Source organism: Exiguobacterium sp. USCH10 (assembly GCF_037619445.1).
Classification (GTDB): Bacteria; Bacillota; Bacilli; order Exiguobacteriales; family Exiguobacteriaceae; genus Exiguobacterium; species Exiguobacterium aestuarii_A.
Genome location: NZ_JAQPZO010000015.1, coordinates 1 through 25,002 on the forward strand (window position 1 = coordinate 1; position 25,002 = coordinate 25,002).

Genomic DNA, 25,002 nt, shown 5'->3' on the forward strand with positions numbered 1-25,002 from the left:
TCTACATCGTTACGAAGGAATATCTTTCTTCTGTATCGAGGACAGAAAACGAAGTGATAATTGATTAGAGAAACAGTAGTATGAGTTCTTCTATAGTTGGTTTCCATATGAATATCGTGTCAGTTTAACCAACAAACTGCAACAAGAAGATTTCCAGATACTTAAAGCGCCAAAACCTTCGGATTCTTTACTGACACTCCGCATCCTGCCGAGCTTTCACCCCACCCCTAAAGGAGTGGGCTTTCCCGCTCTGAAATTCTGTAAACGAAATGCACGAATTGGCGATTAGACTCATGAACATTAGTTGTACTCCTTCACATTTGTCATGTTACTTCCACTCTCTACATATATCCAATTTCGATCATCCGCTAACGTCTCAAAGTGTAAAACTTTCTACAACATGAATATTTTTCCTTTTTTCACAAAAAATCGAGCCCTTTGTGGACTCGACCCTCTCTTATCGTTCATATGTCACCATCACAAATTGACCGGATGCGTGCTGACTCGTCAGTCGAAGTTTCGTCTCTTTTGTGCCTTCTGGGAAGAGTGGGATCCCCTCACCTAACACGACTGGGGCAATCGCAATCTCATACCGGTCAATCAAGTCATATTCCATCGCTGCTTTGATGACTTCACCCCCACCGATGAGCCAGATGTCTTGATTGACTTCTTCTTTCAACCGATGAATCAGTTCTTCGATTGGTTCATCCGTGAACGTGACATGCTCTGCCTCACGGTCAGGCTGACGCGTCAAAATATAGTTCGGGATGTCTTTGTACGGATAAGCCCCTTCTTCTAACTTCAGTACTTCTTCATACGTCTTCCTCCCCATGATGACGGCACCAACGGTCTTGAAAAATTCAGCGTAGCCATTGTCCCCGTCCCCTTCTACGGCGAACAACCAATCGAGCTGGTCGTTCGACCGGGCGATTTTCCCATCTAAACTCATCGCAATATACAACACTACTTTCGGCATCGTGTCTTCCTCCTTGATTCGTGATACATTCAGCTTAACGAATAAACACGACAAAAGATGACGGGAATGATAGATATGAAAAAACGACATTTACAACTGATTCGACTGCTCAATCGAGGACGACGTATAACCGCTGAAGAACTGGCTCAAGAGACAGGCGCCTCCATTCGGACGATTCAGCGGGATATGCTGTCGCTTGAGGAGCTCGGTTATCCGATTTGGAGCGTGCCCGGAACTGGTGGTGGCTATGAGATGTTGCCGAACCGACTGTTGCCACCCCTTCACCTCCGCGAACAAGAAGCCGTCGCCCTTTATCTTACGTTCAAATGGATGGAACACATCCCGGACGTGCCATTCGGTGATATACGACATACGCTGTCCGACTGGTACGCGAACGAATTACCGCAAGACTTAGAGACGAAGATTCATCGCTTAGAACGAAACATCCTGTGGCTCGGGAACAAACAAATTCCAAAGGCTCCGTTCACAAAGGACATCTATCAGGCTGTCGAACAAAGAAACAAGATCGAGATGACGTATCAAACAACGAAAGGCTCACGTACGTTCACCGTCGCACCAGTCGGCATGGCACTCCTTGACTTGAAGTGGTACGTCTTCGGGCTGTCTGAACTGGGGCTTCGTCAATATCGAATCGACCGAGCGGAAGCGGTCAAGTTGCTAGATGAACCGTTTGAGTCCGAGGATTTGGTGACCTTGCTTCAGGCAAGTGATGAACGAATCGGTGTGACCGTTCAACTCGAACTCACCCCACTCGGACGTCGTTTACTTGAAGATGTATTACCCGATATAGAACAAAAGAATGAATGGGACGTCCCTAAGGAAGAACTGCCGTTTTTATCGAGGCAGCTGTTGAAAGCTGGTGCGGAAGTGGAGGTCAAGGCGCCGAGTGCGTTGCGGGAGATGATGAAGGAGCATGCGGAACGTCTTGTAGCATTATACGTATGAAGACCGAAAAGGCTCAACCCGTGCGGTTGAGCCCGATTTCAATTCGCTTCATCCATTTCCTTATGAATGCGTAGCAATTCGTTTTTGTATAAATCAGAGCGACCTCCAAAAATCGCTTGAATGTTATTTTTCACTTTGACGACTCCAGCTGCTCCGAGTGCTTTTAGTTCATCCTCATTGATTTGAGAAACGTCACTTACTTCAACACGAAGGCGTGTGAAGCATGCATCGATATCAAGGATATTCTCTCGTCCCCCAAGTGCCTCTTCAATCGCAAGTGCTGTCGTTTGAATCGCTGATTGACCTGACTTTTTATCATTGTAGTCTTTACGCGTAAACAGTTTCGCTTCTTGTCCGCCACGCCCTGGTGTTGCCAAATTCCACTTCTTGATAGCGAAAGTAAAGATACTATAGTAAACGATGAAGAAACCAATGCCGACGACGATATTCATCCACCAGCGTGGTGTACCTGGTAAAACGTTCACTAAAATATAGTCAATCAACCCTGATCCTCCAGCCCAACCGATATGTGTATCGAGCGCATACATGAGCGCAAAGGAAATTCCCGTCAACACACTATGGATGACATACAAGACAGGTGCCACAAATAAGAAAGTGAATTCAATCGGTTCTGTGATTCCTGTTAGAAACGCGGTACCGGCTGCTGCGATTAATAAGCCTCGAACGACTGGACGTTTGTCCGGATCAGCCTGACGATACATCGCGAGCGCTGCCCCAAGTAAACCGAACATAATGATTGGGAACTTACCAGACATGAAGCGTCCCGCTGTCACTTCAACACCTTCTGCGATTTGAGCGAGGAAAATGTACTGATCACCGTTCACGACCGCATCACCGACCGTTGCTGTTCCACCGAGAGATGTCCACAGGAACGGGGCATACCAAATATGGTGTAATCCTGTCGGAATCAATAACCGCTCCAACATCCCATACAACCCTACGTATGCAGGGTTGGTCGCATCACTCGCAATGACGTTTGCCATTGAAGTGAGTGCCGATTGGATTGGCGGCCAGATGAACATCATGACAAATCCAAGTAAGATTGAGAAGAAAACCATCACAATCCCGACAGAACGATCACCTGCAAAGAATCCCAACACTTCTGGCGGATTGAACGTATGGAACTTTTTATAAACCCATACTGCGAGCAATCCGACCGCAATCCCTCCGAGTACACCGGTTTCAAGGGAAGGAATACCAAGTAACATGCCATATTCCCCACTCTCGGCAGCCATTTCCGCCGTGATGCCAAGGGAGATTGAAATTGTCGTATTCATAATGACATATCCGACGAGTGCTGCGAGTGCGGCAATCCCTGATCCTCCTGACAAACCAACTGCGACCCCGATTGCAAAAATGATTGGTAAGTTCGCAAAAATACTAAGACCAATTTGTAACATTCCAGCACTGATCGCTTCTACTGTTCCGTTCTGTAAAAACGTCCAGCTATCGGCTAATGGTCCCGTGAGTGCCGCACCTAGTCCTAGCAAAATTCCGGCAGCCGGTAATAAAGCGACCGGTACCATGAGCGCCTTCCCAAACTTTTGAAAAACTCCAAACCATTGACTCATTCGATTCACTCCTCATATTGTAAGCGTTATCAATCTGAACAATGAGAAAGGGGATTGCCTCCCCTCTCTAGTTACCGTATTGCTACTGTCTCGCCCGATTTTAATTCCGGCCAGTACGTTCTGTTTTCCTCAATCAAATCATCTAAGATTCGACGAGCTATTGGTGCATCGACGACTGTACGATTTAGCGTCAACGCCTGAAGAGCCTTCTCATAACTGTTTTCGAAGTATGCGTCGACGACAAGTTGCTCGTAAGCAAGCTGTCCTTCAATCATTCCTTTGTAAAAACGAGGAATCTTTCCGACTGCGAATGGTTTCGGTCCACGATTGGTAAGCATCGCAGGCACTTCAACCATCGCATCGTCTGGCAAATTCGAAATGATACCATCATTTTTCACCATGACGATGAAAATATCACCGTTATTATAGGCTAGCGAAGCAGCGACCCGAATCATATAGCAGCCGTGAATATCGACCTCAAGGTGAACATTTTCGAGCGAGTCATCTTGAATAATCTGATCGCACATCGAGAAGACACGCTCTTGACGTCCGTTGATTACTTGCCGCGCCCGTGTGTTCGTGACATCTTCTTTTTCTGCCATGTCAGATGGATATAAATAATATTGAAGGTACGTGTTCGGTAAGTACTCTGGGAAATCCGTCAGCATCTTCTCTACTTGTTTGAACGTCTTGATCCAAGATGGGTCATTCGCAATCTCCGAATCTTCCGGGATGAAACCGTCTTCTAAAATGGCGCGTTTGATATCTGCAGTCAATTCATTTCCTTCTTTATCGAAGATAGCTGTGAACCAACCAAAGTGGTTGAGTCCGAAATATTCCGGAACGAGATCCCAAATCTCTTTACCGAGAATCTTCGCATAGCTCACCATGATTGCTGCCGGCATGTCGCAGATGTTTAATATTTTTTGATCGTCCGGGTAAGCACGTTTGAGCGCCTCGGCGACAATTGCAGCAGGGTTCGTATAGTTTAAGATCCAGCCATCCGGTGAGCCGGCGCGAATGTCAGAGACGAGTTCAATCATATCTCCGATTGAGCGCATCCCGTATGACATTCCGCCCGGTCCACACGTTTCTTGTCCCACCACGCCATGTCGAAGCGGAATCTGCTCATCTTTTTCGCGCATCTCCAAACCACCTGTCCGAATTTGAACGAAGAAGAAATCCTTGTCCTTAAAAGCATATTCTTTGTTCGTCGTGTATTCGAACGACTCGAGTTCTGGATAATGCTCACGCAAGATGACTTCACTCGCTTTCGCGACACGTTCTTGACGTAATTCATCTGTATCGTAAAACGTGATGGAACGAAGTGGGAAGTGTGCTTTTTCCTCAATCAAACTCATGATCATGCCGATTGTGTACGTACTACCTCCACCGACGACTACGAGACGCTGTGGTGTTTTCATGTGTGCGTTCCCCTTTCAATACATATCTAATTGATTACAATACAAATCTAATACATATTATTCGAACCGTCAACACCTTTTTAAAAACGTTTTATTTTTGTATACTATGAGTAATGAACGCATACAATCAGGAGGTTATCTACATGAAAGCCAAATCTCCGCTATACCAGCGGATTGCTCAGGAGATGCGCACGTTTATCGAGACCGGCGATTGGGCGCCCGGTGAAGCGATTCCGACAGAAGCACAACTCGTCGAGGAATTTAAAGCGAGTCGAGTCACCGTTCGACAAGCCGTCAAACTACTTCAAGAAGAAGGTTTGCTTTGGAAACGACAAGGGAGCGGCACATATGTACAATCCGAAAAGATTGAACATAATATGTACGAATTAAAAAGCTTTACTGAAGACATGAAACGGGAAGGAAAGGACGTCACGAGTAAAGTACTTACTTTCACCGTTCAACCTCCAACTGAAAAAATAAGGGAAATACTCGAACTTGATGAAGACGCTCTTGTCTACTATATTCGCCGGTTACGCTTTGCGAACGGAGAACCGCTCATTGTCGAAGATACGTATCTTCCACTCCAATTGTTTCCGGATTTAACGTACGAGGTAATGACACGGTCGAAGTACGATTACATTGAAAATGTCAAAAACCTGAAGATTGCCGATAGTGTTCAGGAATTTATCCCAGTCTTACCGACGAAAGAAATTGCTGAAATGCTCGAGGTGAGCGATCGAACACCGATACTCAAAGTCGAACTCTATTCGTTTCTCATGGATGGCAGTCGCTTTGAGTTCACCGAAACCTATTTCAAGAGTGAGGAGTATCGCTTTATCATCCGTGCCGGTCGAAGACATGAAACGACAAACACCCAGTGAATTCAACGATTCACTGGGTGTTTTGATGAATGACGAGTGATAGTTTGTAATTCACGTATTTGCTGAGTCCATCTAAAAATGCATTCAGTTCTTGATTCGTCGGGAAGCGACACTCGAGTAAATAGCACCCATCCCCGCTCACCTTGTAGTTATGTCTCACGAATTGCCGATGCTCTTTAAGAAAGAGCAGGTACGGATCATGAAATGTACTCGTCGTGTAGATTGTAATCATCGCATGAATCGGTAGACCAACTCGTTCTTCGTTGATTCGAATCGTATATCCTTCGATGATCCCTAGGTCTTCTAACTTTTTAACACGCGTGGCTGTCGCTTGCCCCGTCAAGTGAATGAGTTCGCCTAATTCCTTCATCGTCATCCGACTATTTTGTTGCAAGGCTTCAATAATACATTGATCTGTTGCGTCCATGCGGCAACTCCTTTCATCATTCAAGTCAATCAATAAAAAGACTTGAATGAAGTGATGTCTTCCAAAACGGGTACGTTCTACACTACATATATACTACATGGAAAAAGGAGAATCACCTATGAACATTCAATTGATCCGAAATGCGACACTCCGCCTTGAATACGCTGGAAAGACGTTTCTCATCGATCCGTTCCTTGCGAAGAAAGGCACATATCCACCTTTCCCAAACTCGGCACGTCAAGATGAGCACAACCCACTCGTTGAATTGCCGATTTCGATTGAAAATCTTCTACACGGAATTGACGCCGTCATCTTGACCCATCTTCATCTCGACCACTATGACGAAGTCGCAAAAGAGGTACTTGCAAAAGAGCTTCCAATCTTCGTTCAAAATGAAGCAGACCAAACCACCATCCAACAGGATGGATTCACAGACGTTCGCGTGTTGACTGAATCGACCGACTTCGAAGGTATTCATCTCGTCAAAACGGTCGGGGAACATGGTCGCGGCGACATCTTATCGTTGACTGGTGAAGTATGCGGTGTCGTCTTTACACACGAAACGGAAAAAACATTATACGTCGCAGGAGATACAGTCTGGTATGAAGGTGTCGCTGAAACCATTCAATCACATAGCCCAGAGGTGATTATCGTCAATGCGGGAGACAATCAATTCCTAGAAGGTGGTTCGCTCGTCATGAATGAAGTGGACGTGCTTCATGTCGCTGAAGCTGCCCCGGACGCCAGTATCATCGCCGTCCATATGGAAGCAGTGAATCACTGGAACTTGTCACGGGCTGACTTACGAAAGTACGCAGAACAGCATCAATTTTCGAATCAGCTCTTCGTCCCTAAAGATGGTGACACACTCAGGCTGTAACATGAAAACCTCCCGAATCATCGGGAGGTTTTCATGTGGTCTCACTTCTAGGACTATTCGATTCCAGTTCATTCACAGAGTCTAACAGACGTTCGGTATTCTTAGCACTGCTCGTCAGGTAAATGGTTTCTAACAAGCTATTATATTCTCGTTCAGAAATGATAACAGCATTCTTCCCGCCTTCTTTCGAGATGAAAATCGTCTCGTCATTTTCACATACTTGATGAAGCAAGCAGTTCAACTTTTTTTTGCGCTTTCTGGTATGGAATCGTAGACATTCACATCACTCCTCATTTACGCCCATTATATTATGATTTTTTATGAATGACGAAACATCTATGTTTTTAGATTCGTATAAAAGACCACTCATACACAAAGGCGGAATGCACATGCATCACGAGAACAAACAGTTCATCCACTTATTCAAAGACGGACAGTTCGATGACATTTATCATCAAATGACCGATTCGTGCAAATCTCATTATTCCATGGACATGTTTCATCACGAAGCGTCTTCGTTTCATCATGGAATTCGGCGCTATCGTCTGCTCAATGAGATGGTGTTGAATGGGAATCGGTGTGTATTATGGTCGGATTTCCGAAAAGAGAAGTTATTGTCCGTTCAATTCAATCGCGTGAATCAGATTGAATCCATTCAGATGACGGTTATCTCCTCTTCAAAAGAGACTAACCCTTTCACGAAAAACAAATACCATCTTCCATTCAAAGAGCAGTGGTTCGTCGTCTCCGAAGGGACAAACGTCGGAATGTATCTTCATGAACCGATTCGAAAGAAACGTGATGGCTATGACTTTTTGAAAATAAAAGATCAGCAACCTTACAATCGCAGAAAAATCGGAATCGATGGCTCGTTTGCGTTTGGAGAACAAGTCCTGTCACCACTCGATGGTACAGTTTATCAGGTCGTCGACGGGCTACCAGATGAATCAAATCCTGATCATCCACTCGGAAATCACGTCATCATTCAACACAAACATGATGAATACACGCTTCTCGCCCACTTAGAGAGTGGTTCGATTGTCGTCAAAGTTGGAGACCAAGTGAAGACCAAAAAGGTGCTTGCCCGTTGCGGACGCTCTGGAAACACAGTAGAGCCACGTTTGCATATGCGTGTCATGAATCACCCAGATGTGGACACCGCGACCGCTCTCCCGATTCGATGGAAAGGCCGAAAGCGACCTGTGCGTGGAAAAGTGGTCACCTCCCGCGAAGAGGATAGTTGGTCAAATGGACTCGTAGCCCTCGATTTCTCAGAACTGCTTTTTTATATTATTCAGGCCATTCCGCGATTATTCTTTCGCTTTTTCGGATAAGAAAACCCCTCAGAAATCTGAGGGGTCTGTGATCACATATCCAAATCTGTAAACGCGAGCGGAACGAGTTCCCCAAGCGTCACTTCTTTCACATCGGCGTTGCCGTTTGTAAGGAGTACTTTGAAGTCAGGATCGCCGAATTCGACCATGACCTGGCGGCAGATGCTGCAAGGTGGCAAGAAGTCTTCTGTGTCCCCAGACACGGCAACCGCTTCGAAGTCACCTTTTTTGTATCCTTGAGCGATCGCTGTAAAGATGGCTGTACGCTCTGCACAGTTTGTTGCTCCGAACGAGACGTTCTCGACGTTGACGCCGTCGATGACCGTGCCGTCCTTCATGAGAAGTGCCGCACCGACGCGGAACTTCGAATATGGTGAATACGCATTGTCCTTCAATTGGCGTGCACGCTCGACTAATTGTTGTTGGTTCATCTTAAGTCATTCCTCTCGAATATCGAATGAACTGATGCCAGTCCCCATGCCTCTCATTTTTGGGCAGGATTTATAGCATACACCCGCCCCAAAGAGAAGTCAACGACTTTTTTAGAACGCTTTCATAGAGAAACAAAAAAGAAGGAACTTCCGCTCCTTCTCCCTTCAAATTCATCTTTATACTAGTTCAAGCTGCGCGACAGGCGCCTCTTCCGTTTCTGGCTGCACATGATGGCGACCAATCGGAATGACGGACGGTGAACCGGATACAGGGTCACACATGACCGAACAGCGAAGGTTGAAGACCCGATGGATCAAATCACACGTGATGACGTCCGACGGCTTCCCTTCCGCAATCAACTTCCCTTTATCGAGTGCGAAAATATAGTCCGCATAACGTGCCGACAAGTTGATATCGTGAAGCACCATGACAATCGTCGTCCCGTACTTCCGATTCAAGTCTGTCAACAAGTCGAGAATCTCGACTTGATACGTGATATCGAGATACGTAGTCGGTTCATCTAAAAAGAGGACGTCTGTCTGTTGAGCCAGTGCCATCGCAATCCAGACGCGTTGACGCTGTCCGCCTGACAATTCGTCAATCGGACGATCCGCAAACTCCGTGATGTTCATCATCTCCATCGCCTCGGCGACGGCCTCATAGTCGGCTTTCGTCCATCCCTTCAAGAACGATTGATGCGGATAACGACCGCGACCGACGAGATCGGCGACCGTGATCCCTTCCGGTACGACTGGGGACTGTGGCAACATCCCGAGGATACGTGCTAGCTTTTTCGGTGCCATCTTCGAGATCGGCTTGTCATAAAGCGTCACTTGGCCGGCACTCGGCTTGATGAGGCGTGCCATCGTCTTTAGGAGCGTCGACTTCCCGCAACCGTTCGCACCGATGATGATGCTGATTTGATTGCTCGGAATTTCAAGACTGATATCGTTCAAAATCATCTTGTCCTCGTATCCTGAGGTGAGATGTTCCACTTTCATAATGGATGCCATTTAGAAGTCCCCTTTCTGGTTCATCCGAATCAACAAGTATAAGAGATAAGGCGCGCCGATGATGCCGGTGATGACACCGACCGGATAGCGTGCCGTGAAGGCGAATTGTCCGACGAGGTCGGCCGCGAGCACTAAGATGATGCCGACAAGCGCCGCCGGCAAGATCCCGGCGTGACTCGTCCCGACGAGGCGCTTCGCGATCGGTCCCGCTAAAAAGGCGATGAAGGCGATCGGTCCCGTCGTCGCTGTCGCGAGCGCGAGCATGAATACCGCCGCAACGATGAGAAGCAATCGAGTTTGGTTCGTATTGATCCCTAACCCTGTCGCCGCCATTTCACCGAGCTCGAGCATCTCGAGCTGACGGGTGAGTAACAAGACAATCGGTAAACAGATGAGTACCGTGATGATTAAAGGCGGCAACTCCTCTAGCTTCGCCCCATTTAAGCTTCCTGTCAACCACCGCATCGCCATCGCGACATCATTTTGTCGGCTGATGAGAAGTAGGTAATTGATGACCGCCGTGAGCATCGCCTGAATCCCAATCCCGACCAAGACGAGGCGACCGATGGAGAAAGATGCCCCTTTAGAGAGGAAATAGATGACGAGCACGGTCACGAGTCCTCCGATAATCGAGGCAATCGAGATGACCGCTTCACTCGACTGGAGAACGACGATACAGAAGACGGCAGCCGCACTCGAACCGGTCGTGATGCCGATGACGTTCGGGTTGGCGAGCGGGTTACGAAGCATCGTCTGGAAGATCGTTCCCGCGGCACCAAAAGCCGCCCCGGCGAAGACACCGGCGAGCATACGTGGTAAACGAAGCACCTCAACAGCGAACGTCGCCCCTTTCACATCTTCTCCGAGCAAGACGCCGATGACGTCCTGGACGGGATAAATCGTATTGCCTAGCATAAGCATCAAGCCGCTCAACGTGAGCGCGATGACGGTCAGGAGAAGCGTCATCCCGACGTAGCGACGACGGCGCTTCATGCGTCCTTGTCTGATTTGTTCAATCGCTGGTTGCATCATAATCCTCGTACTTTCACTTTCATCGTCAATAGAATCAAGATCGGCGCCCCGATAAACGCCGTCACAATCCCGACCTCAAGCTCTCCCGGACTTCCGAGCAAACGTCCGATGACGTCCGAGAAAGTCAGGATGATGGCACCGGCTAGAGCAGACATCGGCATGAGATAACGCTGGTCTGGACCGAGCACGAGTCGAATCAAATGCGGGGCGAGTAGCCCGATAAATCCGATCGGTCCGGCGAGTGCTGTCGCCGCCCCACACAGAATGACGCCTGCGAACGAAGCGGTCAGCTTCAACGTACCCGTTCGAACGCCAAGACTCTTCGCCATCTCTTCCCCGAGCGCGAGTGCGTTCAAGGAAGGGGCGGTCACGACGGCGATCACGAGACCAATCAATAAGAACGGTAAAAACGTATAGATGGAATCGACATTCCCCGCCCCGACGCTCCCGACTTGCCAGAAGCGGAACTGGTCCATAACGTTCGAACGTGGAATCATGAGCGCCATGACGAGAGACGATAATGCCGCGCTCGTCGCTGCTCCCGCCAAGACGAGTTTGAGCGGGGTCGCCCCACCTCGACCGAGCGAGCCGATGCCAAAGACAAAGATGGCCGTCAACAACGCCCCGACGAGCGCGAACCAGATGAACGCACTCGCTGTCGAGATGTTGAAAAACGCGATTCCGATGACGACGGCGAGCGCCGCTCCCGTGTTGACCCCGAGAATACTCGGGTCGGCGATCGGGTTACGCGTCACCGACTGCATGAGTGCCCCCGCCACACCGAGCGCTGCCCCGCACATGAAACTGAAGATCGTCCGGATGACCCGCTCCCGGACGATGTCCGCTTCATACGACTGAACAGCCGGGCGGAATAAACCGTCCAGCAGTTCATTCCACCCGACTGTCCGTGAGCCGAAGGCAAGGGATGCCAGAATACATACCACCGTCAGTACGAGCGTCCCGATCAACAGGAGCGGGAAGTACTTCGGGGTATGCATCTGCTTCACCTGATGTTGCATCATTTTACTTTTGCGAGCGCATCCGATACGCGTGAGACGTACTCATCGATCGTATATTCAATCGAGAGCGGCGTCGGTGTACCTGCCGCTGCGAGTGGCGTGTTATCTTCGATCAAGACGACCGATCCACGTTCGATGGCTGGTACTTTACTGTAGAGCGGGTCTGCTTGGAGCGCCTTCAACGTATCTTCATTCCCGTATGTGACGAAGATGTCGACGTCGTTCAGGATATCAGCATTCTCTTTGCTGAGCTCGAGATAGAAGCTGTCCGTCTTCTCTGCTTCGTCGACAATGTTTTGTGGATACTCCATCCCGAGTTCTTCGATGAAGGCACCACGTGGGTCACCCGTCGTATAGATATAAAATTTTGAAAGGTCTTCCGCGCTCATCGAGACGAATGCGGCTTTCTTTCCAGCAATCTCAGGAACGGCTGTCGCTTTGTCTGTAATCAACTGCTCCGTGTCTTTGATCAACTGTTCGCCTTCTTCACCGAGTCCCATTGCGAGTGAGTCATAGCGAACCATGTCTTGCCATGACGTGACCCAAGGTGTTTCTTGGTATGCCACGACCGGCGCGATTTGGCTGAGCGTGTCGTAGTCTTCTTGCGTGATCCCTGAGTAGGCCGCCAAGATGACATCTGGGTTTGAATCTGCGATTGCTTCAAAGTCTAATCCGTCTGTGTCTTGATAGATGTTCGGGTTCTCTCCCCCGAGTGCTGTCAACTTCTCTGCTGTCCATGGAAGCATACCACTGTCGTCTTGGACACCGTAGTTCGCAGCCGAGAATCCGACCGGTACGACGTCAAGCGCAAGTGCGACGTCATGGTTTCCCCATGAAATCGTTGCAACACGTTCTGGTTTCTCTTCGATAACCGTTTCACCGAATGCGTGCTCGATTGTGATCGGGTAACCTTCTGCAGATTCCTCCGTCCCTTCATTCGTGGAAGCGTTCTCAGCTTCTTCCGAACCACAACCGGCTAAGATGAGTGCAAAAGCCGATACAAAAATGAACATATGTAACCATTTCTTCAATGTGTTGTTCACGTGATTTTTCTCCTTTTCAAACTTCTCTATTTTCTCGATACTGATAATCATTATCATTTATGAGTATAGACCTGCTCCTAAGTCATGTCAACCGCTATTCGGCAAAGAAATATGAAAAAACCTGCCGTTTTAGGACAGGTTGCTTAGGACTTTCGATGCCGTCGCATGACGTCTGCGATTGGTTCATCTTGTTTTTCAAGCTCGGATACGATTCGCTCATGGTCCGTGTCGTTTCGGTTTTGGCTCAATTTGAACGTTGCCTGGATGTCGGTGATGTCAATCCGAAACCCGACGACGCCCTGCATCTGTCGCTTCACCGGTTCCGATAATGTTTCCCAACGCACCGCATGCTCACGCTCCCCTTCGTGCTCACTTAATAATTCTGCAAGTTCCTCCACTAATTCTTCCTCGTTGAGAATCGTTGCACGTCCATACACGTGTACGGCTTGATAGTTCCATGTTGAGACGTCTTCATGACCGTACCATGACGCCGATACGTAGGCGTCTGGTCCTTGGAAGATGACGAGAACGGTTTGATTTTCAATCGTTCGCCATTGCGGATTCGCTTTCGAAATATGTGTCGTCAGTTGCCCATTTGCCTCATCGAATCGTAACGGGACGTGTGTCGCAATCGGTTTTTCCCCGTCATGCGTCACAATCGTGCCGAACGGATGGCTATTCAGAAATGCATAAATTTCAGCTCGTTCTTTGACGGAATATTGATTAGGAATATACATGTCGGACCCCCTTTCTCCTATTATATTCTGAACAAGACGGGTATAACGACACAGAAGGAGGAATGTTTTTTATGAAACCAACCATCAAAGCCATCGTCTTTGACGTATACGGCACCTTATTCGACGTCCATTCGGTAAAGGACGCCTGTGAAGAAGAGTTCCCTGAAAAAGGAGCAGCCATCAGCCAGGTGTGGCGGACGAAACAACTCGAATATTTCTTCTGGCGCCACATGATGGGACGCTACGAAGATTTCGATACGGTGACCCGTGACGCACTGCGTTACGCTTTAGCCGTCCATGACGCAACATCAACGGAGGACATCGAGCAACGTCTCATTGAATCGTATGCACACCTCACCCCGTATGAGGAGGTCGAATCGGTCCTGAAAGAGCTGCATGACGTGAAGACCGTCATCCTCTCGAACGGGACGGACGAGATGCTTGAGGCACTACTCCGTAACGCCGGCCTTGCCGATTATTTTGATGAGGTCTTCAGCGTCGACGGGATCAAACAACCGAAACCAACACCAGCCGCCTACATGCATTGGTTCAAGACGTCCGGTCTCCGTCGTGACGAGGTGCTCTTCTTATCGTCGAACGGATGGGACATCGCTGGGGCGAAAAACTTCGGCTTCCACGCCGCCTGGATCAATCGGAACAACTTGCCGTTTGAAGCGTTCGATGTGGAACCGGATGCCGTCTATCCGAATTTGAATAACTTGCCAGAATGGCTTTAACCTGTGAACGATCTCGTGAAAATGAGGTCGTTTTGTGCATCCTCTCCCATGAAAAAGGTGTGCACGCCCGTCTGTTCGAACCCATTGCGCCGATAGAATTGAATCGCTTTTTCATTGTGTTCCCATACGCCCAGCCACATCTTCCGTTTATGCAACTTCTTCGCCAATTTGATTGCCTGAGTGAATAACGCTTTCCCCACCCCGTGACCTTGAAACGCTTCTAGTACGTAAATTCGTTCGATTTCAATCGCATCGGTGCCCATCGGTTCGGATTGAGCGTCGCGTACGTTCATTTTCAAATAGCCTGCCAACTCGTCATCTACATATGCAAAGTAGAAATGGGAGTCTGGGTGTGCCAACTCCTGCTTTAACTGCTCAGTCGCATACGCTTTTTCTAGGTAAGCGTTCAAGTGCTCCGGTGTATTGTGATGTGCGAACGTCTCCGTAAACGTCTGGATGCTAATGTGACGCAAGGTTTCTACGTCTGTCACTTTTGAAATTTCAATCATGTACCCTTGCTCCTCTCAGTATTCTCGATGCTTTCCTTTCTTCACCTCGGTCCAATCTGTCTCCACATTGCTTCGTACTTTTTTCAGTAGCTGCAATAATTGCGCTTTTTCTTGCTCGTCGAGTCCCGATAACGCGACCGATGTCGAATATTCATGTTCCCGAATGATGTGCGGATACAATGTCTCGCCTTTCTCCGTCACGTACAGACGTTTAATTTTTTGATTCTCCAAATCTGAGCGCCTTTCAATCCATCCTTCTTGCTCTAGTTTTTTGATGGCACGTGCGGCGGTCGTCCGATCTACCTTAATCAACTCTGCTAGTCGCTCTTGAATGATACCTGGGTGTTCAAAAATCCTGACGACGTATAAGTACTTTCCTTTTTCTAAACCAAGTGCCTTGAATTCAATGTTGCTGATTGAATCGAGGGCACGCGCAATCATCCCGATTTCTCGCAGATGGTCATGCATCAGCAGTCACCTCCGCCTTTTTGTTGTAAATGCAACAAAAATATTTGATATAAGCATACTCGATTTTGTGAGAGAATGAAAGGAGAGATTTTTTATGAAGAAGGAGATGAAAGTGCAATGAGTCACCGCATCTACACGACGAGCTTTGCGAGCGTCTATCCACACTACGTCGCCAAAGCCGAACGGAAAGGACGGACGAAAGAAGAAGTCGACACGATCATTGAATGGTTGACGGGTTATGATGAGACCGGACTCGAACGTCAAATTGAGGATCAAGTTGATTTTGACACATTCTTCGCTTCAGCACCTCGCTTGAATGAAGATCGCGCTCTCATCAAAGGCGTCGTCTGTGGAGTCCGTGTCGAGAACGTCGAAGAGCCGCTCATGCGCGAGATTCGCTACTTGGATAAACTCATCGATGAATTGGCGAAGGGGAAGAAAATGGAGAAGATTCTACGGGGAGGCAAATCATGATGGACGTGACGACACTTGTGGACGAAGAACGGCTCGATTCCTTCATTCATCTGATCGAAGTCATCGATGACCATTTACCAGAAGGCTTTGAAAAGACGACGGACGGACATGGTGTCCATTACGTCGTCCCGCTCGAGCGATATCCGTCTGGTTATCACGTCACACCGGGTACACCGCTTCCCTTTATCAGCGTGATCGCGCAAAAGCGCCATGTCGGACTCTATCATATGGGGATTTACGCCGACCCTGAATTGCTCGCCTGGTTTGAACAGGAGTATGCGAGTCGCGTCCCGACGAAGCTCGATATGGGAAAAAGCTGTATTCGCTTCAACAATGTGAAACGGATCCCGTTTGATTTGGTCGGGGAACTCGTCGAGAAGATGACTGTCGATGAATGGATTCAACGCTATGAAGGAAACCGAGGCTAACGCTTCGGTTTTTTCGCACATTCATTTTCTGTCATGCGCCATGGATGCGGTATGCTTAGAAAAAAGGAGGGACGCCTCATGCCACGCTGGCTGAAAATCACTTTGTTCTTACTCGTGTTTGGCACGTTGTTCTATATCACCCATTTCCACTATGAGTTGCGTCCGTCTGACATTCGGGACATCGTCTTGTCGTTTGGGTTTTGGGGACCGTTATTCTTTATATTCCTTTACGCCATCGGTCCGGTCGCATTTTTACCGACTTCCGTACTGTCACTTGGAGCCGGTCTCGCGTTCGGCGTATGGCCAGGGGTCCTCTATATCATCATCGGAGCGACCGCCGCCGCGACGACCGGTTACGTCATGGGACGCTTCTTCGGACGCTCGGTCGTCAATGTCGACCGCTATCCGTGGTCAGAGAAGCTGTTCACTCAGATGGAGCGCCGCGGCTTCTTATATGTGTTCGTCTTACGACTCATCCCGCTCGTCAGTTTCGACTTGCTCAGTTACGCCGGAGGGATCTCGCGCGTCCGTTTCCGTGCGTTCGTCCCGGCGACCGTGCTCGGCATGATTCCAGGGACGTTTGCCTACAGCTTCCTCGGGGCGAGCCTCGCGTCAGGTAGCGTCACGACAATCTTCATCGCCGCACTCGTCTTCGTCGGATTGATTGTCATCACATATATCTTCCGTGAGCCCGTCAAGAAATGGCTTGGGTTAAATTGAATACGTATGAATTGGAGCCTCGCGCTCCTTTTTTTGTGCGTTGAATATGCAATTCGAATAAACTTCTGGGACATCCGTCCGATATGTATAGAGCCACAATAAATGAACACGAGAATGTGAGGAAAGAAACATGAGTTTGATGAAAAGAAATCAGTTGATGTTGTTGACGACGTTATTGATTGTGATGACGTCGGTTGTCGTCCATTTGCTTCACCGTTTTACGGAATTTGCCTACACGTATACGATTTTACGAAACGGCGCGGATGGCTATGTATACTCGAGTGTGACATGGGTTCTCTTCGCACTCCCACTCGTCTTCCTCGGGATGATGCTCGTCAGCCTGAAGCGAGAAAGCAAGATGTTCCCGTATTGGATGATGCTGACACTCACCTTCGCGAGCATCTCAACGGTCGCCGGTGGACAAGGACTCGTTGAGTATCACTTCTCTATCTTTGTCGTTTTGGCCATCCTGTCGTTCATGCGTCGCATCGACTTGATTTTGAATCTTTGCGGTACAGCATTTAGCAGGGTATTTTTTATTTCCTGCGCTTATTTGTGGAACGAGTGATTATCCGTTCAGCTTATTGCTCGTCCACGCCGTGTACTTGATTTTGCTCAGTGCCGTACTTGTCGCTCAGATCCATTTTCGAAACAAGGAAACGGAACGTGTCGAGGCGCACGAACAGGAGACGCGACAGTTATTGCAACAAGCGATTCAAGACGTCAGCTCCCTCGTTCAGTCCTTGAATAGCCACGCGGAAGAACTCGAATCGGCTGCGAATCAGTCGCTGGAATCTGGTGAACAAATCGCCATCACGGTCGACCCGATCGTCGCGCACGCTTCGTCTCAACAAGCTTCGATGGTACAAGGTGCGGATGAGATTCAATCCATTCGATCGCTGACCGCGCTCATCCAAGAACGGATGGCGCAAACGGCAGCAGCCTCGTCCCGCATCGCCAAAGACGCCCTCTCCGGGAATACGGATATGCGTCTCATGGAAGAAAAAGTACAGGAAATCATCACGGAATCCGAGCAACTCGAGCAGATTGTCGCAACGATGACGAATCGTTCCTCTGAAATCCAAGGCATCTTGCAGCAAGTCGGCTCAATCAGTGAACAGACGAACATGCTCGCCTTGAACGCATCGATTGAAGCGGCCCGCGCTGGAGAAGCTGGTCGTGGATTCGCGGTCGTCGCCTCTGAAGTCGGGAAGCTTGCCGTCCAGTCTCGAGAATACGCATCAGAAATGACGCGCGTCCTCGGTGGATTGATGGAAGATACGACGGTCGTCTCGAAGTCGGCTCACCTCTTCAAACAAGCGACTGAAAACTGTCAAACGGTCACTAACGACGTGACAGCTGTCTTCGGTCGTCTCACGGAAGACGTATCGGAAATCGACGCACAAATTGCCTCGATCCAAGAGACGCGACAACTCGTGACGACGCAGATGGAGACGCTCGAGACACGCCTCGAATCGACGAAACATGCCTCAAGTGAACTGCAACAACAGATTTACCACGTGGCTGCTGCAACGGAAGAACAGGTCGCTGTCCAAAAAGAACTCAGTTCCATGTCGGACCGCCTCGCCGTCACGGCGAACGCACTTGAAGATGTGACGACTCAACTCGAAGATCACGCATCCCGCGCCTAACACAAATGCCCCCGACCAAACGGTCGGGGGCATATTGTTTATCGATCGAGCAATTGACGAATTCCTTCTTGTAATGGTGTGACCGGACGTCCGAGAACCGGTTCAAAGTCGCTCTCGTGAATCTCGAGCGTTCCTTGACGGATGCTTCGCTGGATGCCGGCGAGAAGTGCAACCACGTCATCAGGCATCCCTGCCCCGCGCATCGTCTCTTCATATGCCTCAAGGTTCAGCTCTTGCATCATGACGTCACGTCCTAATACTTCACTGAGTGCATCGACTAAATCTTTTTGCGTATGGAGCGGTCCTGACAATTCATACACCGCACTCTCTTGCTGTTCTTTCAACAGGACGTTCGCCGCTGCTTCCGCATAGTCTTGTTGAAGCGCCCAGCCGACCTTCCCGTCCCGAGCCGCCGTGATCCACGGTGCCCCGTCAACGACTGCCTGCATGCTCGGCAATTCGTTCTCTAAGTACCAATTGTTCCGCAAGAACGCATACGGAATCCCCGATTCCACAATCGCTTCTTCCGTGACGACGTGTGGAGGCGCCATCAAGTTCTCACTGTCTGTCGCATCGGCGAGACTCGTATAGGCGATGAAGGAGACGCCAGCCCGTTTTGCCGCCTCGACCGCGTTCGTATGTTGACGAATCCGCGTGTCGTTATCGCCATCTGCCGAGATGATCAACAGACGCTCGACACCTTTAAACGCTTCATCGAGTGTGTCCGGCTGATCGAAATCTCCGTGTCGTACATCAACCCCGCGCTCTTTCAGCGATGCTGCTTTCTCCGGATTTCGTACGCTGACAGCAAGGTCACTCGCATCGATTGATTTGAGTAATTCCTCTACAATTTTTGATCCTAATTTACCGGTAGCACCGGTGACTAAATATTTCATACGGTCATCCCCTTTCTCATGCTTCAGACCATATTCCCCTTCTGTTCGTGCAATTAACGTTGCGACACATTCCAACAAAAATAATATTTGACTTTAAGTTCATTTGAACTTAAATTAATTATATAGAAGTTCAAATGAACTTAAAAGGAGGAATTGTTGTTGACCCTACTCATCGGGTTTTTACTCATCGTCATCTTCATGCTCGCGCTTGACCTCGGGGTGTTCCACCGTAAGGCACACGAAGTCTCGCTCCGCGAGGCATGGACATGGACGTTTGTCTGGATTGGGATTGCCATCTTATTCGGGGGCTGGTTGTTCTACACGCAAGGTAGTACGGCGGCAACGGAATATGCGAGCGTGTACTTCATCGAGAAGGCACTCGCCATCGATAACGTCTTCGTCTTCTCCCTTGTTTTCGCTTATTTCGCCATCCCGCTCAAGTATCAGCACAAAGTGTTGTTCTGGGGAATTCTTGGAGCCATTTTCTTCCGTGCCGTCTTCATCGTCGCTGGGGTATCGCTGTTAGAAAACTTCGGTTGGGTCTACTACGTGTTCGGGGTATTCCTCGTCTATACAGGTTGGATGATGTACAAGAATATCGGAAAAGACGAGTCACTTGAAGAGAACAAGACGATTCGTTGGCTCGAGCGACGCCTTCCGATCACACAAGACATTTCATCTGGTAAGTTCACGAAACGCATCAATGGGAAGTTGTTCTTCACACCGCTCTTCATCGCGCTCATCTTCATCGAGTTGTCGGATATCGTCTTCGCCGTCGATTCGGTCGCCGCGAGCTTCGCGTATTCGCGTGACCCGTATATCATCTTCTATGCGAACATCATGGCGATTCTCGGACTCCGTAGTCTCTACTTCGTCCTCGCCAACTTGATTGACCGCTTCTATTACTTGAAACACGGCCTCAGTTTCATGCTCGTCTTTATCGGGGCGAAGATGATTTTAGGTGATGTGTACAAAATGCCGATCTGGATGTCGCTCGGGACAATCGTTCTCGTCATCTTGATCAGCGTCCTCTATAGTTTCTACAAAACGAAACCTAGTTCGTCCAAACACGTATAATGAATCAATCGGTCCATTTCGTCGGTGTTCTTTCTTTGAAAATCGGGTAATCAATGAGGTGCACAACTATAGAAAAGGGGATTCACTATGTTTGATCGGATTGGCCTCATGAGTATCGGTCTCGTCTTCGGGATCATCCTCATGCTACTCTTTAATAACTTATTCGGATTGGTGTTCGGTATCGTCCTTGGCGCGAGCCTGATCGTCGCCAACCAAATCGGACGAAACAAACGAACAACGATCCACTAACCAAAAAGCACGCGCCCCCATTGATTGGGGAGCGCGTGCTGTTGCGTTAAAACATCGTATATGGATTGATACTGTTTGCAGGAGCTGAACTGCTATACACGTAGCTGTTCCGATGTACTTCGAAATGAAGGTGGTTCCCGAACGAGTTGCCGGTATTCCCGACGGCTCCAATCGTCACCCCTTTTGCGACCGTCTGTCCTTTCACGACATTGAGGCGGTCGAGGTGTGCGTACACCGTGATGTATGTTTGCCCGTTCAACTGATGGGTCATCATGATGTGATTCCCGTATGCCCCGTAATTCCGGGCGACGATGACTTGTCCAGACGCGGCAGCAATGACCGGTGTCCCTCTCGGTGCCGCCAAGTCGATGCCGTTATGGAACGTATAACCGTATTGCCCGCTCGCCGGACCATATTTTTGCGTCAACGTCCCTTTTGTCGGAATGACCATCTTCGCTGTCGACGTCGTCGAGAGCGTCGTCACACTGTACTTCTTCACATATGTACTCGATACGTAACGAGCTGTGCCGTTGAAGTTGATTTTCGTCCATCCTCCGCTCACGCCAAGGTATTTGAACGATTGTCCTAACTTGGCACTGCCGACGATCGCATACGTCGTGCCTGGGCCCGAACGGACGTTTAAACTGTTGGTCGTGACTTTGACATAGTACGTGGTCGCCGCTTCAGCAGGCGTACCAGCTGGAGTGAAGATTCCGATGGTGAGCAACGCAGCACAGAGGAGGGAGAGCATCTTTCGTTTCATGTTATGGTAAATCCTTTCAATTATGTATTTAAATTTTTAATTTTTATATTATCTTGATGAAAAAATTTTACCACCAAAATGAACCGACAAATATGTCATTTATATTTCAAATAAAGGAAAACAAATTCTAACTTACTTCCCTCATTTTTCCTAAAGGCAAAAAAACATACACAGCCGATCGGCTGTGTATGTCTGTTACTCTTGATTCTCTTCTTCTTCCTCTAAATCTTTAATCAACTGCTTCATTTCTTCAATTTCACGACGCTGCGCCTTGATGATTTCTTCCGACAGTTCTTTGACGCGCGGGTCTTCGATTTCAGCGCGCTCACTCGTCAAGATGGCAATCGAGTGGTGCGGGATCATCGCTTTCATCCAACTGACGTCATCGACCGTCGTCTGACTACGTACGAGCCAGAGCGAGGCACTGAAGACGAGGGCACTGACCCCTAGAATGATAAAGTTGAGGGTTTTATTCTTATACATCCCCCACATAAAGAGAAGCATGACGAATGCCATGACCGATCCCATGATGAGTGCCATATACAACCTCGTCTGACTAAAGAAGATATGATTGATTTGAAAGACGTTCAAATACATGAGCCAATACATAATAAATGTAGAGACCACAATCATGATTCCAAATTTACCGTACGATTTCATCTCGTTCACCCTTTCTTGTTATGCATGTAGAAGTACTTTTACCTACTTGTGCTGCACTCAAACCTGCATGTCTTTTAGCCATGGCACGTTCTTGACACTTTTCACTTCTTTTTCACAAACGTCGGGTAGACTAATGAAATTGAGATTCTGCAAGGAAGGGGAACGACAATGCAAGAGCTGACATTGCGTGACGTATTGGCAACACTAGATTCTGTGTTATCTTGGTCGTATCTCGACCGTCCAGAAGAGATGGCGATTCACGGGGTCGGGGCGACACCAGAAAAAATAAAAAAAATGTTTTTATATGTATGCAAACGTCCGATCAATGAACGTGGTGTCGATTTAGTGAAGGCCGCCATTCGTAACGGCGCAGTGGCCATCGTCACAGATCGACCGATTGATGCGAGAGTACCGGTCATTTACTGTCGAGACATCTCACGCGCATGTGAACAACTGCAGGCTCTTTTTGGCACAGAAGGAAATCACGCGAAGCACGCGGAACGATAAAGAGGAAGGAGGGATTGTAAGATGACGATCCTCATTGTAGATGACGAAGAAAAAATGAGACATTTGATTCGTCTGTTTCTTGAAAGTGACGGGTACACGTGCATCGAGGCGAGTAATGCCCGCTCGGCACTCGACAAAATCGAAGAACGCCCGGACCTCGTCCTTTTAGATATTATGATGCCAGAAGTAGATGGCATCTCGCTTTGTAGACAGTTAAAGACGATAGACCCGTCATTACCCGTCGTCTTGTTGACGGCACGTTCAGACAACGAGACGACCATCCGAGGATTAGATGCCGGAGCAGACGACTACGTGACGAAACCATTCGACGGAAACGTCCTCCTCGCTCGAATTCGTGCCGTCTTACGACGGACCCGCGTCGTCAATATCCAATACGGTCCGCTACGATATGACGAAGAGAGCGGACGGATCCTCTATGAGGAACAAGAAATCGTCCTCACGCCGAAAGCAACGGCCATCCTGAAACTGTTCCTTCAACATCCAAATCGCCTGTTTAACCGTTTGGATTTATATGACCTCGTCTGGCCATACTCTGCCGAATCCGACCCACGTACGGTTGATGCACATATTCGTATGATTCGAGAAAAGTTAGGGGATGCCGGCTTTCCAATCGACGACTATTTGAAGACCGTTTGGGGACGTGGTTATCGATGGACCGAGGAGCGTTCCGGATGAAGCGGAGTCGCGATAGCCTCCCGTTTCGCATCAGCCTCGTCTTCCTCTTATCGACGTTGTTGATTGAAGGCGTGTTATTCCTTCTCCTTTATCACACGTTACTCGGAGAGCGCGTTGTAGAAGAAATCGATCGTCTCGAGTCGAGGGCAGAGAGCCATGCGAACGTGTTGGCGATGAACTTTTCAGAGGAGACAATCGGTCATGTCGCCACGATGGAAAGTGAGACCGACACGAAAGTCGCCATCACAAACTCTGCACATGACCTCCTACAGGCTTCCCGTTCCTTCCCTCAAGTCTTAGTCGATACTGTCGATACGAAACAGCGCATCGGACCTTTCGATGACACGACTATTTTAGAGGACGATTGGGAGAATGAGCCGTACTTGAGCGTTCGTACGCCAATCGTGGATGATACCGGCACTCAATATGGATATGTCTATATGTTTTTACCGACTGAAATCATTCATGGAATCAGTCACCGCCTTCAGTTGCGATTTTTATATATCACGGCCATCGCACTCGTGACGACGATCTTGACCTTCATTCTCCTAAGCCGTCTCATTTCAAAACCGATCGAGTCATTGAGACGGGCGACGGAGAACGTCCTCACGAACCCGGACGATTTACAGTTACCGACGAATCGAGTGGATGAAATCGGAGAATTGGCACGTTCGATTGAATCGATGTCGGTTGAATTATCTCGACTGCGACGTGAGCGACATCAGTTTTTATCCGATCTCTCGCATGAAATCAAGACCCCCCTCACCTATTTGAGAGGATATGCCGAAATCGCTTCGAAAGACAGCACTCCAGAACCGCTTCGGCAACAGTCGATTCAAACGATTTTAGATGAGAGCCGCTCGCTCACGGAACTCGTCGAAAATGCGTTTCAATTGGCACAGCTCGATGAAAACACGTTCTTGTTGCATCGAGAAGAAGTGACCGTCACGACGTTTTGTGCGGACTTACGTCGAATGCTCGATACGATGTTCCGAATGACGACGATTCGCTTCGATGCTGCACCGAACGCGGGACAACAAGACATCGCTCTTACATTGGATCGGCACCGGATGCTCCAAGTCTTCCGCTCCATTGCCCATAATGCGATTGAACATAGTGAGGCCACACATGTCTCCCTGCTCTCAAACGTCACGGACACTCACCTGATCCTGACCATTACAGACGACGGGAAAGGCATTCCTGAAGAAGATTTACCGCACATTTTTGACCGCCTGTATCGTGTGGAAAAATCACGGTCCCGACAGACCGGTGGCAGTGGACTCGGACTCGCCATCGCTGACCAAATCGTCAACCGTCACGGCGGAGAATTGACAGTCACCTCTGACGCATCGGGCACTTCTTTCACCGTCATGCTTCCACTCGACAAAAAGACGCCTATCCTTTAATGGA

General features: G+C 48.7%; 31 protein-coding genes and 1 pseudogene. 15 read left to right on the forward strand and 17 right to left on the reverse strand.

Annotated elements, in window-relative coordinates; all coding sequences use genetic code 11:
* Positions 1 to 107, reverse strand: a pseudogene (locus PQI28_RS14835) (IS200/IS605 family transposase); the annotation flags it as partial.
* Positions 108 to 457: 350 nt separating this feature from the next.
* Entirely contained in the window at positions 458 to 976 is a 519-nt protein-coding gene (locus PQI28_RS14840) for a dihydrofolate reductase family protein (RefSeq protein WP_339963759.1), read from the reverse strand.
* Between the two features lie 75 nt (positions 977 to 1,051).
* On the opposite strand from PQI28_RS14840, the gene PQI28_RS14845 reads away from it, so the two are divergent.
* Complete coding sequence (locus PQI28_RS14845; RefSeq protein ID WP_339963760.1) at positions 1,052 to 1,942, forward strand: helix-turn-helix transcriptional regulator; 891 nt, start codon at positions 1,052 to 1,054, stop codon at positions 1,940 to 1,942.
* 38 nt (positions 1,943 to 1,980) lie between these two features.
* On the opposite strand, the gene PQI28_RS14850 is transcribed toward PQI28_RS14845, so the two are convergent.
* Positions 1,981 to 3,534 carry a PTS transporter subunit EIIC gene (locus tag PQI28_RS14850; protein WP_339963761.1) on the reverse strand — a complete coding sequence of 518 codons (1,554 nt, stop codon included), beginning with the start codon at positions 3,532 to 3,534 and terminating at the stop codon, positions 1,981 to 1,983.
* A 71-nt stretch (positions 3,535 to 3,605) separates the two neighbouring features.
* Entirely contained in the window at positions 3,606 to 4,958 is a 1,353-nt protein-coding gene (locus PQI28_RS14855; protein WP_339963762.1) for a 6-phospho-alpha-glucosidase, read from the reverse strand.
* A 143-nt stretch (positions 4,959 to 5,101) separates the two neighbouring features.
* Between PQI28_RS14855 and PQI28_RS14860 the strand changes: the two genes are divergently transcribed.
* Complete coding sequence (locus tag PQI28_RS14860) at positions 5,102 to 5,839, forward strand: GntR family transcriptional regulator (protein ID WP_214744468.1); 738 nt, start codon at positions 5,102 to 5,104, stop codon at positions 5,837 to 5,839.
* 10 nt (positions 5,840 to 5,849) lie between these two features.
* Here the strand turns inward: PQI28_RS14860 and PQI28_RS14865 are convergent, their stop codons facing one another.
* On the reverse strand, positions 5,850 to 6,266 hold the full coding sequence (locus PQI28_RS14865) for an Lrp/AsnC family transcriptional regulator (RefSeq protein WP_339963763.1): 417 nt from the start codon (positions 6,264 to 6,266) through the stop codon (positions 5,850 to 5,852).
* Positions 6,267 to 6,384: 118 nt separating this feature from the next.
* Between PQI28_RS14865 and PQI28_RS14870 the strand changes: the two genes are divergently transcribed.
* The gene (locus PQI28_RS14870; RefSeq protein ID WP_339963764.1) at positions 6,385 to 7,146 is read left to right on the forward strand and encodes an MBL fold metallo-hydrolase; all 762 of its coding nucleotides are present in this window, start codon (positions 6,385 to 6,387) and stop codon (positions 7,144 to 7,146) included.
* A 31-nt stretch (positions 7,147 to 7,177) separates the two neighbouring features.
* Here the strand turns inward: PQI28_RS14870 and PQI28_RS15630 are convergent, their stop codons facing one another.
* Complete coding sequence (locus PQI28_RS15630; protein WP_445236760.1) at positions 7,178 to 7,387, reverse strand: type II toxin-antitoxin system Phd/YefM family antitoxin; 210 nt, start codon at positions 7,385 to 7,387, stop codon at positions 7,178 to 7,180.
* Positions 7,388 to 7,535: 148 nt separating this feature from the next.
* Between PQI28_RS15630 and PQI28_RS14875 the strand changes: the two genes are divergently transcribed.
* Entirely contained in the window at positions 7,536 to 8,480 is a 945-nt protein-coding gene (locus PQI28_RS14875) for a M23 family metallopeptidase (RefSeq protein WP_339963765.1), read from the forward strand.
* A gap of 32 nt (positions 8,481 to 8,512) precedes the next feature.
* Here PQI28_RS14875 and PQI28_RS14880 read toward each other — a convergent pair whose 3' ends face one another.
* From PQI28_RS14880 to PQI28_RS14905, 6 genes are all read right to left on the reverse strand, one after another.
* Positions 8,513 to 8,911, reverse strand: coding sequence for a cytidine deaminase (locus tag PQI28_RS14880; protein ID WP_026825163.1), 399 nt, complete (start codon positions 8,909 to 8,911; stop codon positions 8,513 to 8,515).
* 177 nt (positions 8,912 to 9,088) lie between these two features.
* Positions 9,089 to 9,925: an ABC transporter ATP-binding protein gene (locus PQI28_RS14885; protein WP_339963766.1), complete on the reverse strand. Its 837-nt coding sequence runs from the start codon at positions 9,923 to 9,925 to the stop codon at positions 9,089 to 9,091.
* A complete protein-coding gene (locus PQI28_RS14890) occupies positions 9,926 to 10,957 on the reverse strand; it encodes a FecCD family ABC transporter permease (protein WP_339963767.1) in 1,032 nt (343 codons plus the stop codon). It lies immediately after the preceding gene.
* Positions 10,954 to 11,955, reverse strand: coding sequence for a FecCD family ABC transporter permease (locus PQI28_RS14895; protein ID WP_445236761.1), 1,002 nt, complete (start codon positions 11,953 to 11,955; stop codon positions 10,954 to 10,956). The genes PQI28_RS14890 and PQI28_RS14895 overlap by 4 nt, the downstream gene beginning before the upstream one ends.
* Before the next feature lie 20 nt (positions 11,956 to 11,975).
* Positions 11,976 to 13,019, reverse strand: a complete 1,044-nt coding sequence (locus PQI28_RS14900) for an iron-siderophore ABC transporter substrate-binding protein (protein WP_339963768.1) — start codon at positions 13,017 to 13,019, stop codon at positions 11,976 to 11,978.
* Between the two features lie 143 nt (positions 13,020 to 13,162).
* Positions 13,163 to 13,756, reverse strand: a complete 594-nt coding sequence (locus PQI28_RS14905) for an FMN-binding negative transcriptional regulator (RefSeq protein ID WP_339963769.1) — start codon at positions 13,754 to 13,756, stop codon at positions 13,163 to 13,165.
* Between the two features lie 71 nt (positions 13,757 to 13,827).
* Between PQI28_RS14905 and PQI28_RS14910 the strand changes: the two genes are divergently transcribed.
* On the forward strand, positions 13,828 to 14,493 hold the full coding sequence (locus tag PQI28_RS14910) for a haloacid dehalogenase type II (protein ID WP_339963770.1): 666 nt from the start codon (positions 13,828 to 13,830) through the stop codon (positions 14,491 to 14,493).
* Here PQI28_RS14910 and PQI28_RS14915 read toward each other — a convergent pair.
* Positions 14,490 to 15,002: a GNAT family N-acetyltransferase gene (locus PQI28_RS14915; RefSeq protein ID WP_214784679.1), complete on the reverse strand. Its 513-nt coding sequence runs from the start codon at positions 15,000 to 15,002 to the stop codon at positions 14,490 to 14,492. The two genes, PQI28_RS14910 and PQI28_RS14915, sit on opposite strands and share 4 nt — an antisense overlap.
* A gap of 15 nt (positions 15,003 to 15,017) precedes the next feature.
* Positions 15,018 to 15,470 (reverse strand): MarR family winged helix-turn-helix transcriptional regulator, encoded by a 453-nt coding sequence (locus PQI28_RS14920; protein ID WP_214784681.1) that lies wholly within the window; start codon positions 15,468 to 15,470, stop codon positions 15,018 to 15,020.
* Positions 15,471 to 15,587: 117 nt separating this feature from the next.
* On the opposite strand from PQI28_RS14920, the gene PQI28_RS14925 reads away from it, so the two are divergent.
* From PQI28_RS14925 to PQI28_RS14945, 5 genes are all read left to right on the forward strand, one after another.
* On the forward strand, positions 15,588 to 15,944 hold the full coding sequence (locus PQI28_RS14925; protein ID WP_214784684.1) for a DUF2200 domain-containing protein: 357 nt from the start codon (positions 15,588 to 15,590) through the stop codon (positions 15,942 to 15,944).
* Positions 15,941 to 16,372, forward strand: coding sequence for a DUF1801 domain-containing protein (locus tag PQI28_RS14930; protein ID WP_339963771.1), 432 nt, complete (start codon positions 15,941 to 15,943; stop codon positions 16,370 to 16,372). The genes PQI28_RS14925 and PQI28_RS14930 overlap by 4 nt, the downstream gene beginning before the upstream one ends.
* A 78-nt stretch (positions 16,373 to 16,450) precedes the next feature.
* Positions 16,451 to 17,092 carry a TVP38/TMEM64 family protein gene (locus PQI28_RS14935; protein ID WP_214744494.1) on the forward strand — a complete coding sequence of 214 codons (642 nt, stop codon included), beginning with the start codon at positions 16,451 to 16,453 and terminating at the stop codon, positions 17,090 to 17,092.
* Positions 17,093 to 17,222: 130 nt separating this feature from the next.
* The gene (locus PQI28_RS14940) at positions 17,223 to 17,660 is read left to right on the forward strand and encodes a hypothetical protein (protein WP_339963772.1); all 438 of its coding nucleotides are present in this window, start codon (positions 17,223 to 17,225) and stop codon (positions 17,658 to 17,660) included.
* A 31-nt stretch (positions 17,661 to 17,691) separates the two neighbouring features.
* The gene (locus PQI28_RS14945) at positions 17,692 to 18,744 is read left to right on the forward strand and encodes a methyl-accepting chemotaxis protein (RefSeq protein WP_339963773.1); all 1,053 of its coding nucleotides are present in this window, start codon (positions 17,692 to 17,694) and stop codon (positions 18,742 to 18,744) included.
* A gap of 38 nt (positions 18,745 to 18,782) precedes the next feature.
* Here the strand turns inward: PQI28_RS14945 and PQI28_RS14950 are convergent, their stop codons facing one another.
* Positions 18,783 to 19,640: an SDR family oxidoreductase gene (locus tag PQI28_RS14950; RefSeq protein ID WP_214784695.1), complete on the reverse strand. Its 858-nt coding sequence runs from the start codon at positions 19,638 to 19,640 to the stop codon at positions 18,783 to 18,785.
* A 159-nt stretch (positions 19,641 to 19,799) separates the two neighbouring features.
* Here PQI28_RS14950 and PQI28_RS14955 point away from each other — a divergent pair, with 159 nt between their 5' ends.
* Both PQI28_RS14955 and PQI28_RS14960 read left to right on the forward strand, forming a co-directional pair.
* Positions 19,800 to 20,717: a TerC family protein gene (locus PQI28_RS14955; protein ID WP_339963774.1), complete on the forward strand. Its 918-nt coding sequence runs from the start codon at positions 19,800 to 19,802 to the stop codon at positions 20,715 to 20,717.
* An 87-nt stretch (positions 20,718 to 20,804) separates the two neighbouring features.
* Complete coding sequence (locus PQI28_RS14960) at positions 20,805 to 20,966, forward strand: hypothetical protein (protein ID WP_337874064.1); 162 nt, start codon at positions 20,805 to 20,807, stop codon at positions 20,964 to 20,966.
* A 46-nt stretch (positions 20,967 to 21,012) separates the two neighbouring features.
* Here PQI28_RS14960 and PQI28_RS14965 read toward each other — a convergent pair whose 3' ends face one another.
* Positions 21,013 to 21,729: a peptidoglycan DD-metalloendopeptidase family protein gene (locus tag PQI28_RS14965; RefSeq protein WP_339963775.1), complete on the reverse strand. Its 717-nt coding sequence runs from the start codon at positions 21,727 to 21,729 to the stop codon at positions 21,013 to 21,015.
* Between the two features lie 195 nt (positions 21,730 to 21,924).
* Positions 21,925 to 22,389, reverse strand: coding sequence for a DUF305 domain-containing protein (locus tag PQI28_RS14970; RefSeq protein WP_339963776.1), 465 nt, complete (start codon positions 22,387 to 22,389; stop codon positions 21,925 to 21,927).
* Between the two features lie 168 nt (positions 22,390 to 22,557).
* Between PQI28_RS14970 and PQI28_RS14975 the strand changes: the two genes are divergently transcribed.
* Genes PQI28_RS14975 through PQI28_RS14985 form a run of 3 tightly spaced genes read left to right on the forward strand, consistent with a single transcriptional unit; the run spans position 22,558 to position 24,998 of the window.
* Entirely contained in the window at positions 22,558 to 22,896 is a 339-nt protein-coding gene (locus tag PQI28_RS14975) for a hypothetical protein (RefSeq protein WP_214784707.1), read from the forward strand.
* Positions 22,897 to 22,917: 21 nt separating this feature from the next.
* On the forward strand, positions 22,918 to 23,592 hold the full coding sequence (locus tag PQI28_RS14980) for a response regulator transcription factor (RefSeq protein WP_214784710.1): 675 nt from the start codon (positions 22,918 to 22,920) through the stop codon (positions 23,590 to 23,592).
* Positions 23,589 to 24,998 carry a sensor histidine kinase gene (locus PQI28_RS14985; RefSeq protein ID WP_339963777.1) on the forward strand — a complete coding sequence of 470 codons (1,410 nt, stop codon included), beginning with the start codon at positions 23,589 to 23,591 and terminating at the stop codon, positions 24,996 to 24,998. The genes PQI28_RS14980 and PQI28_RS14985 overlap by 4 nt, the downstream gene beginning before the upstream one ends.
* Positions 24,999 to 25,002 lie beyond the last annotated feature (4 nt).

Excerpts from the sequence above, each read along its gene's own strand:
- PQI28_RS14840 (WP_339963759.1), bottom strand. The coding sequence starts at position 976 with ATGCCGAAAGTAGTGTTGTATATTGCGATGAGTTTAGATGGGAAAATC.
- PQI28_RS14845 (WP_339963760.1), top strand. The coding sequence starts at position 1,052 with ATGAAAAAACGACATTTACAACTGATTCGACTGCTCAATCGAGGACGA.
- PQI28_RS14850 (WP_339963761.1), bottom strand. The coding sequence starts at position 3,534 with ATGAGTCAATGGTTTGGAGTTTTTCAAAAGTTTGGGAAGGCGCTCATG.
- PQI28_RS14855 (WP_339963762.1), bottom strand. The coding sequence starts at position 4,958 with ATGAAAACACCACAGCGTCTCGTAGTCGTCGGTGGAGGTAGTACGTAC.
- PQI28_RS14860 (WP_214744468.1), top strand. The coding sequence starts at position 5,102 with ATGAAAGCCAAATCTCCGCTATACCAGCGGATTGCTCAGGAGATGCGC.
- PQI28_RS14865 (WP_339963763.1), bottom strand. The coding sequence starts at position 6,266 with ATGGACGCAACAGATCAATGTATTATTGAAGCCTTGCAACAAAATAGT.
- PQI28_RS14870 (WP_339963764.1), top strand. The coding sequence starts at position 6,385 with ATGAACATTCAATTGATCCGAAATGCGACACTCCGCCTTGAATACGCT.
- PQI28_RS14875 (WP_339963765.1), top strand. The coding sequence starts at position 7,536 with ATGCATCACGAGAACAAACAGTTCATCCACTTATTCAAAGACGGACAG.
- PQI28_RS14880 (WP_026825163.1), bottom strand. The coding sequence starts at position 8,911 with ATGAACCAACAACAATTAGTCGAGCGTGCACGCCAATTGAAGGACAAT.
- PQI28_RS14885 (WP_339963766.1), bottom strand. The coding sequence starts at position 9,925 with ATGGCATCCATTATGAAAGTGGAACATCTCACCTCAGGATACGAGGAC.
- PQI28_RS14890 (WP_339963767.1), bottom strand. The coding sequence starts at position 10,957 with ATGATGCAACCAGCGATTGAACAAATCAGACAAGGACGCATGAAGCGC.
- PQI28_RS14895 (WP_445236761.1), bottom strand. The coding sequence starts at position 11,955 with ATGCATACCCCGAAGTACTTCCCGCTCCTGTTGATCGGGACGCTCGTA.
- PQI28_RS14905 (WP_339963769.1), bottom strand. The coding sequence starts at position 13,756 with ATGTATATTCCTAATCAATATTCCGTCAAAGAACGAGCTGAAATTTAT.
- PQI28_RS14910 (WP_339963770.1), top strand. The coding sequence starts at position 13,828 with ATGAAACCAACCATCAAAGCCATCGTCTTTGACGTATACGGCACCTTA.
- PQI28_RS14915 (WP_214784679.1), bottom strand. The coding sequence starts at position 15,002 with ATGATTGAAATTTCAAAAGTGACAGACGTAGAAACCTTGCGTCACATT.
- PQI28_RS14920 (WP_214784681.1), bottom strand. The coding sequence starts at position 15,470 with ATGCATGACCATCTGCGAGAAATCGGGATGATTGCGCGTGCCCTCGAT.
- PQI28_RS14925 (WP_214784684.1), top strand. The coding sequence starts at position 15,588 with ATGAGTCACCGCATCTACACGACGAGCTTTGCGAGCGTCTATCCACAC.
- PQI28_RS14930 (WP_339963771.1), top strand. The coding sequence starts at position 15,941 with ATGATGGACGTGACGACACTTGTGGACGAAGAACGGCTCGATTCCTTC.
- PQI28_RS14935 (WP_214744494.1), top strand. The coding sequence starts at position 16,451 with ATGCCACGCTGGCTGAAAATCACTTTGTTCTTACTCGTGTTTGGCACG.
- PQI28_RS14940 (WP_339963772.1), top strand. The coding sequence starts at position 17,223 with ATGAGTTTGATGAAAAGAAATCAGTTGATGTTGTTGACGACGTTATTG.
- PQI28_RS14950 (WP_214784695.1), bottom strand. The coding sequence starts at position 19,640 with ATGAAATATTTAGTCACCGGTGCTACCGGTAAATTAGGATCAAAAATT.
- PQI28_RS14960 (WP_337874064.1), top strand. The coding sequence starts at position 20,805 with ATGTTTGATCGGATTGGCCTCATGAGTATCGGTCTCGTCTTCGGGATC.
- PQI28_RS14965 (WP_339963775.1), bottom strand. The coding sequence starts at position 21,729 with ATGAAACGAAAGATGCTCTCCCTCCTCTGTGCTGCGTTGCTCACCATC.
- PQI28_RS14970 (WP_339963776.1), bottom strand. The coding sequence starts at position 22,389 with ATGAAATCGTACGGTAAATTTGGAATCATGATTGTGGTCTCTACATTT.
- PQI28_RS14975 (WP_214784707.1), top strand. The coding sequence starts at position 22,558 with ATGCAAGAGCTGACATTGCGTGACGTATTGGCAACACTAGATTCTGTG.
- PQI28_RS14980 (WP_214784710.1), top strand. The coding sequence starts at position 22,918 with ATGACGATCCTCATTGTAGATGACGAAGAAAAAATGAGACATTTGATT.
- PQI28_RS14985 (WP_339963777.1), top strand. The coding sequence starts at position 23,589 with ATGAAGCGGAGTCGCGATAGCCTCCCGTTTCGCATCAGCCTCGTCTTC.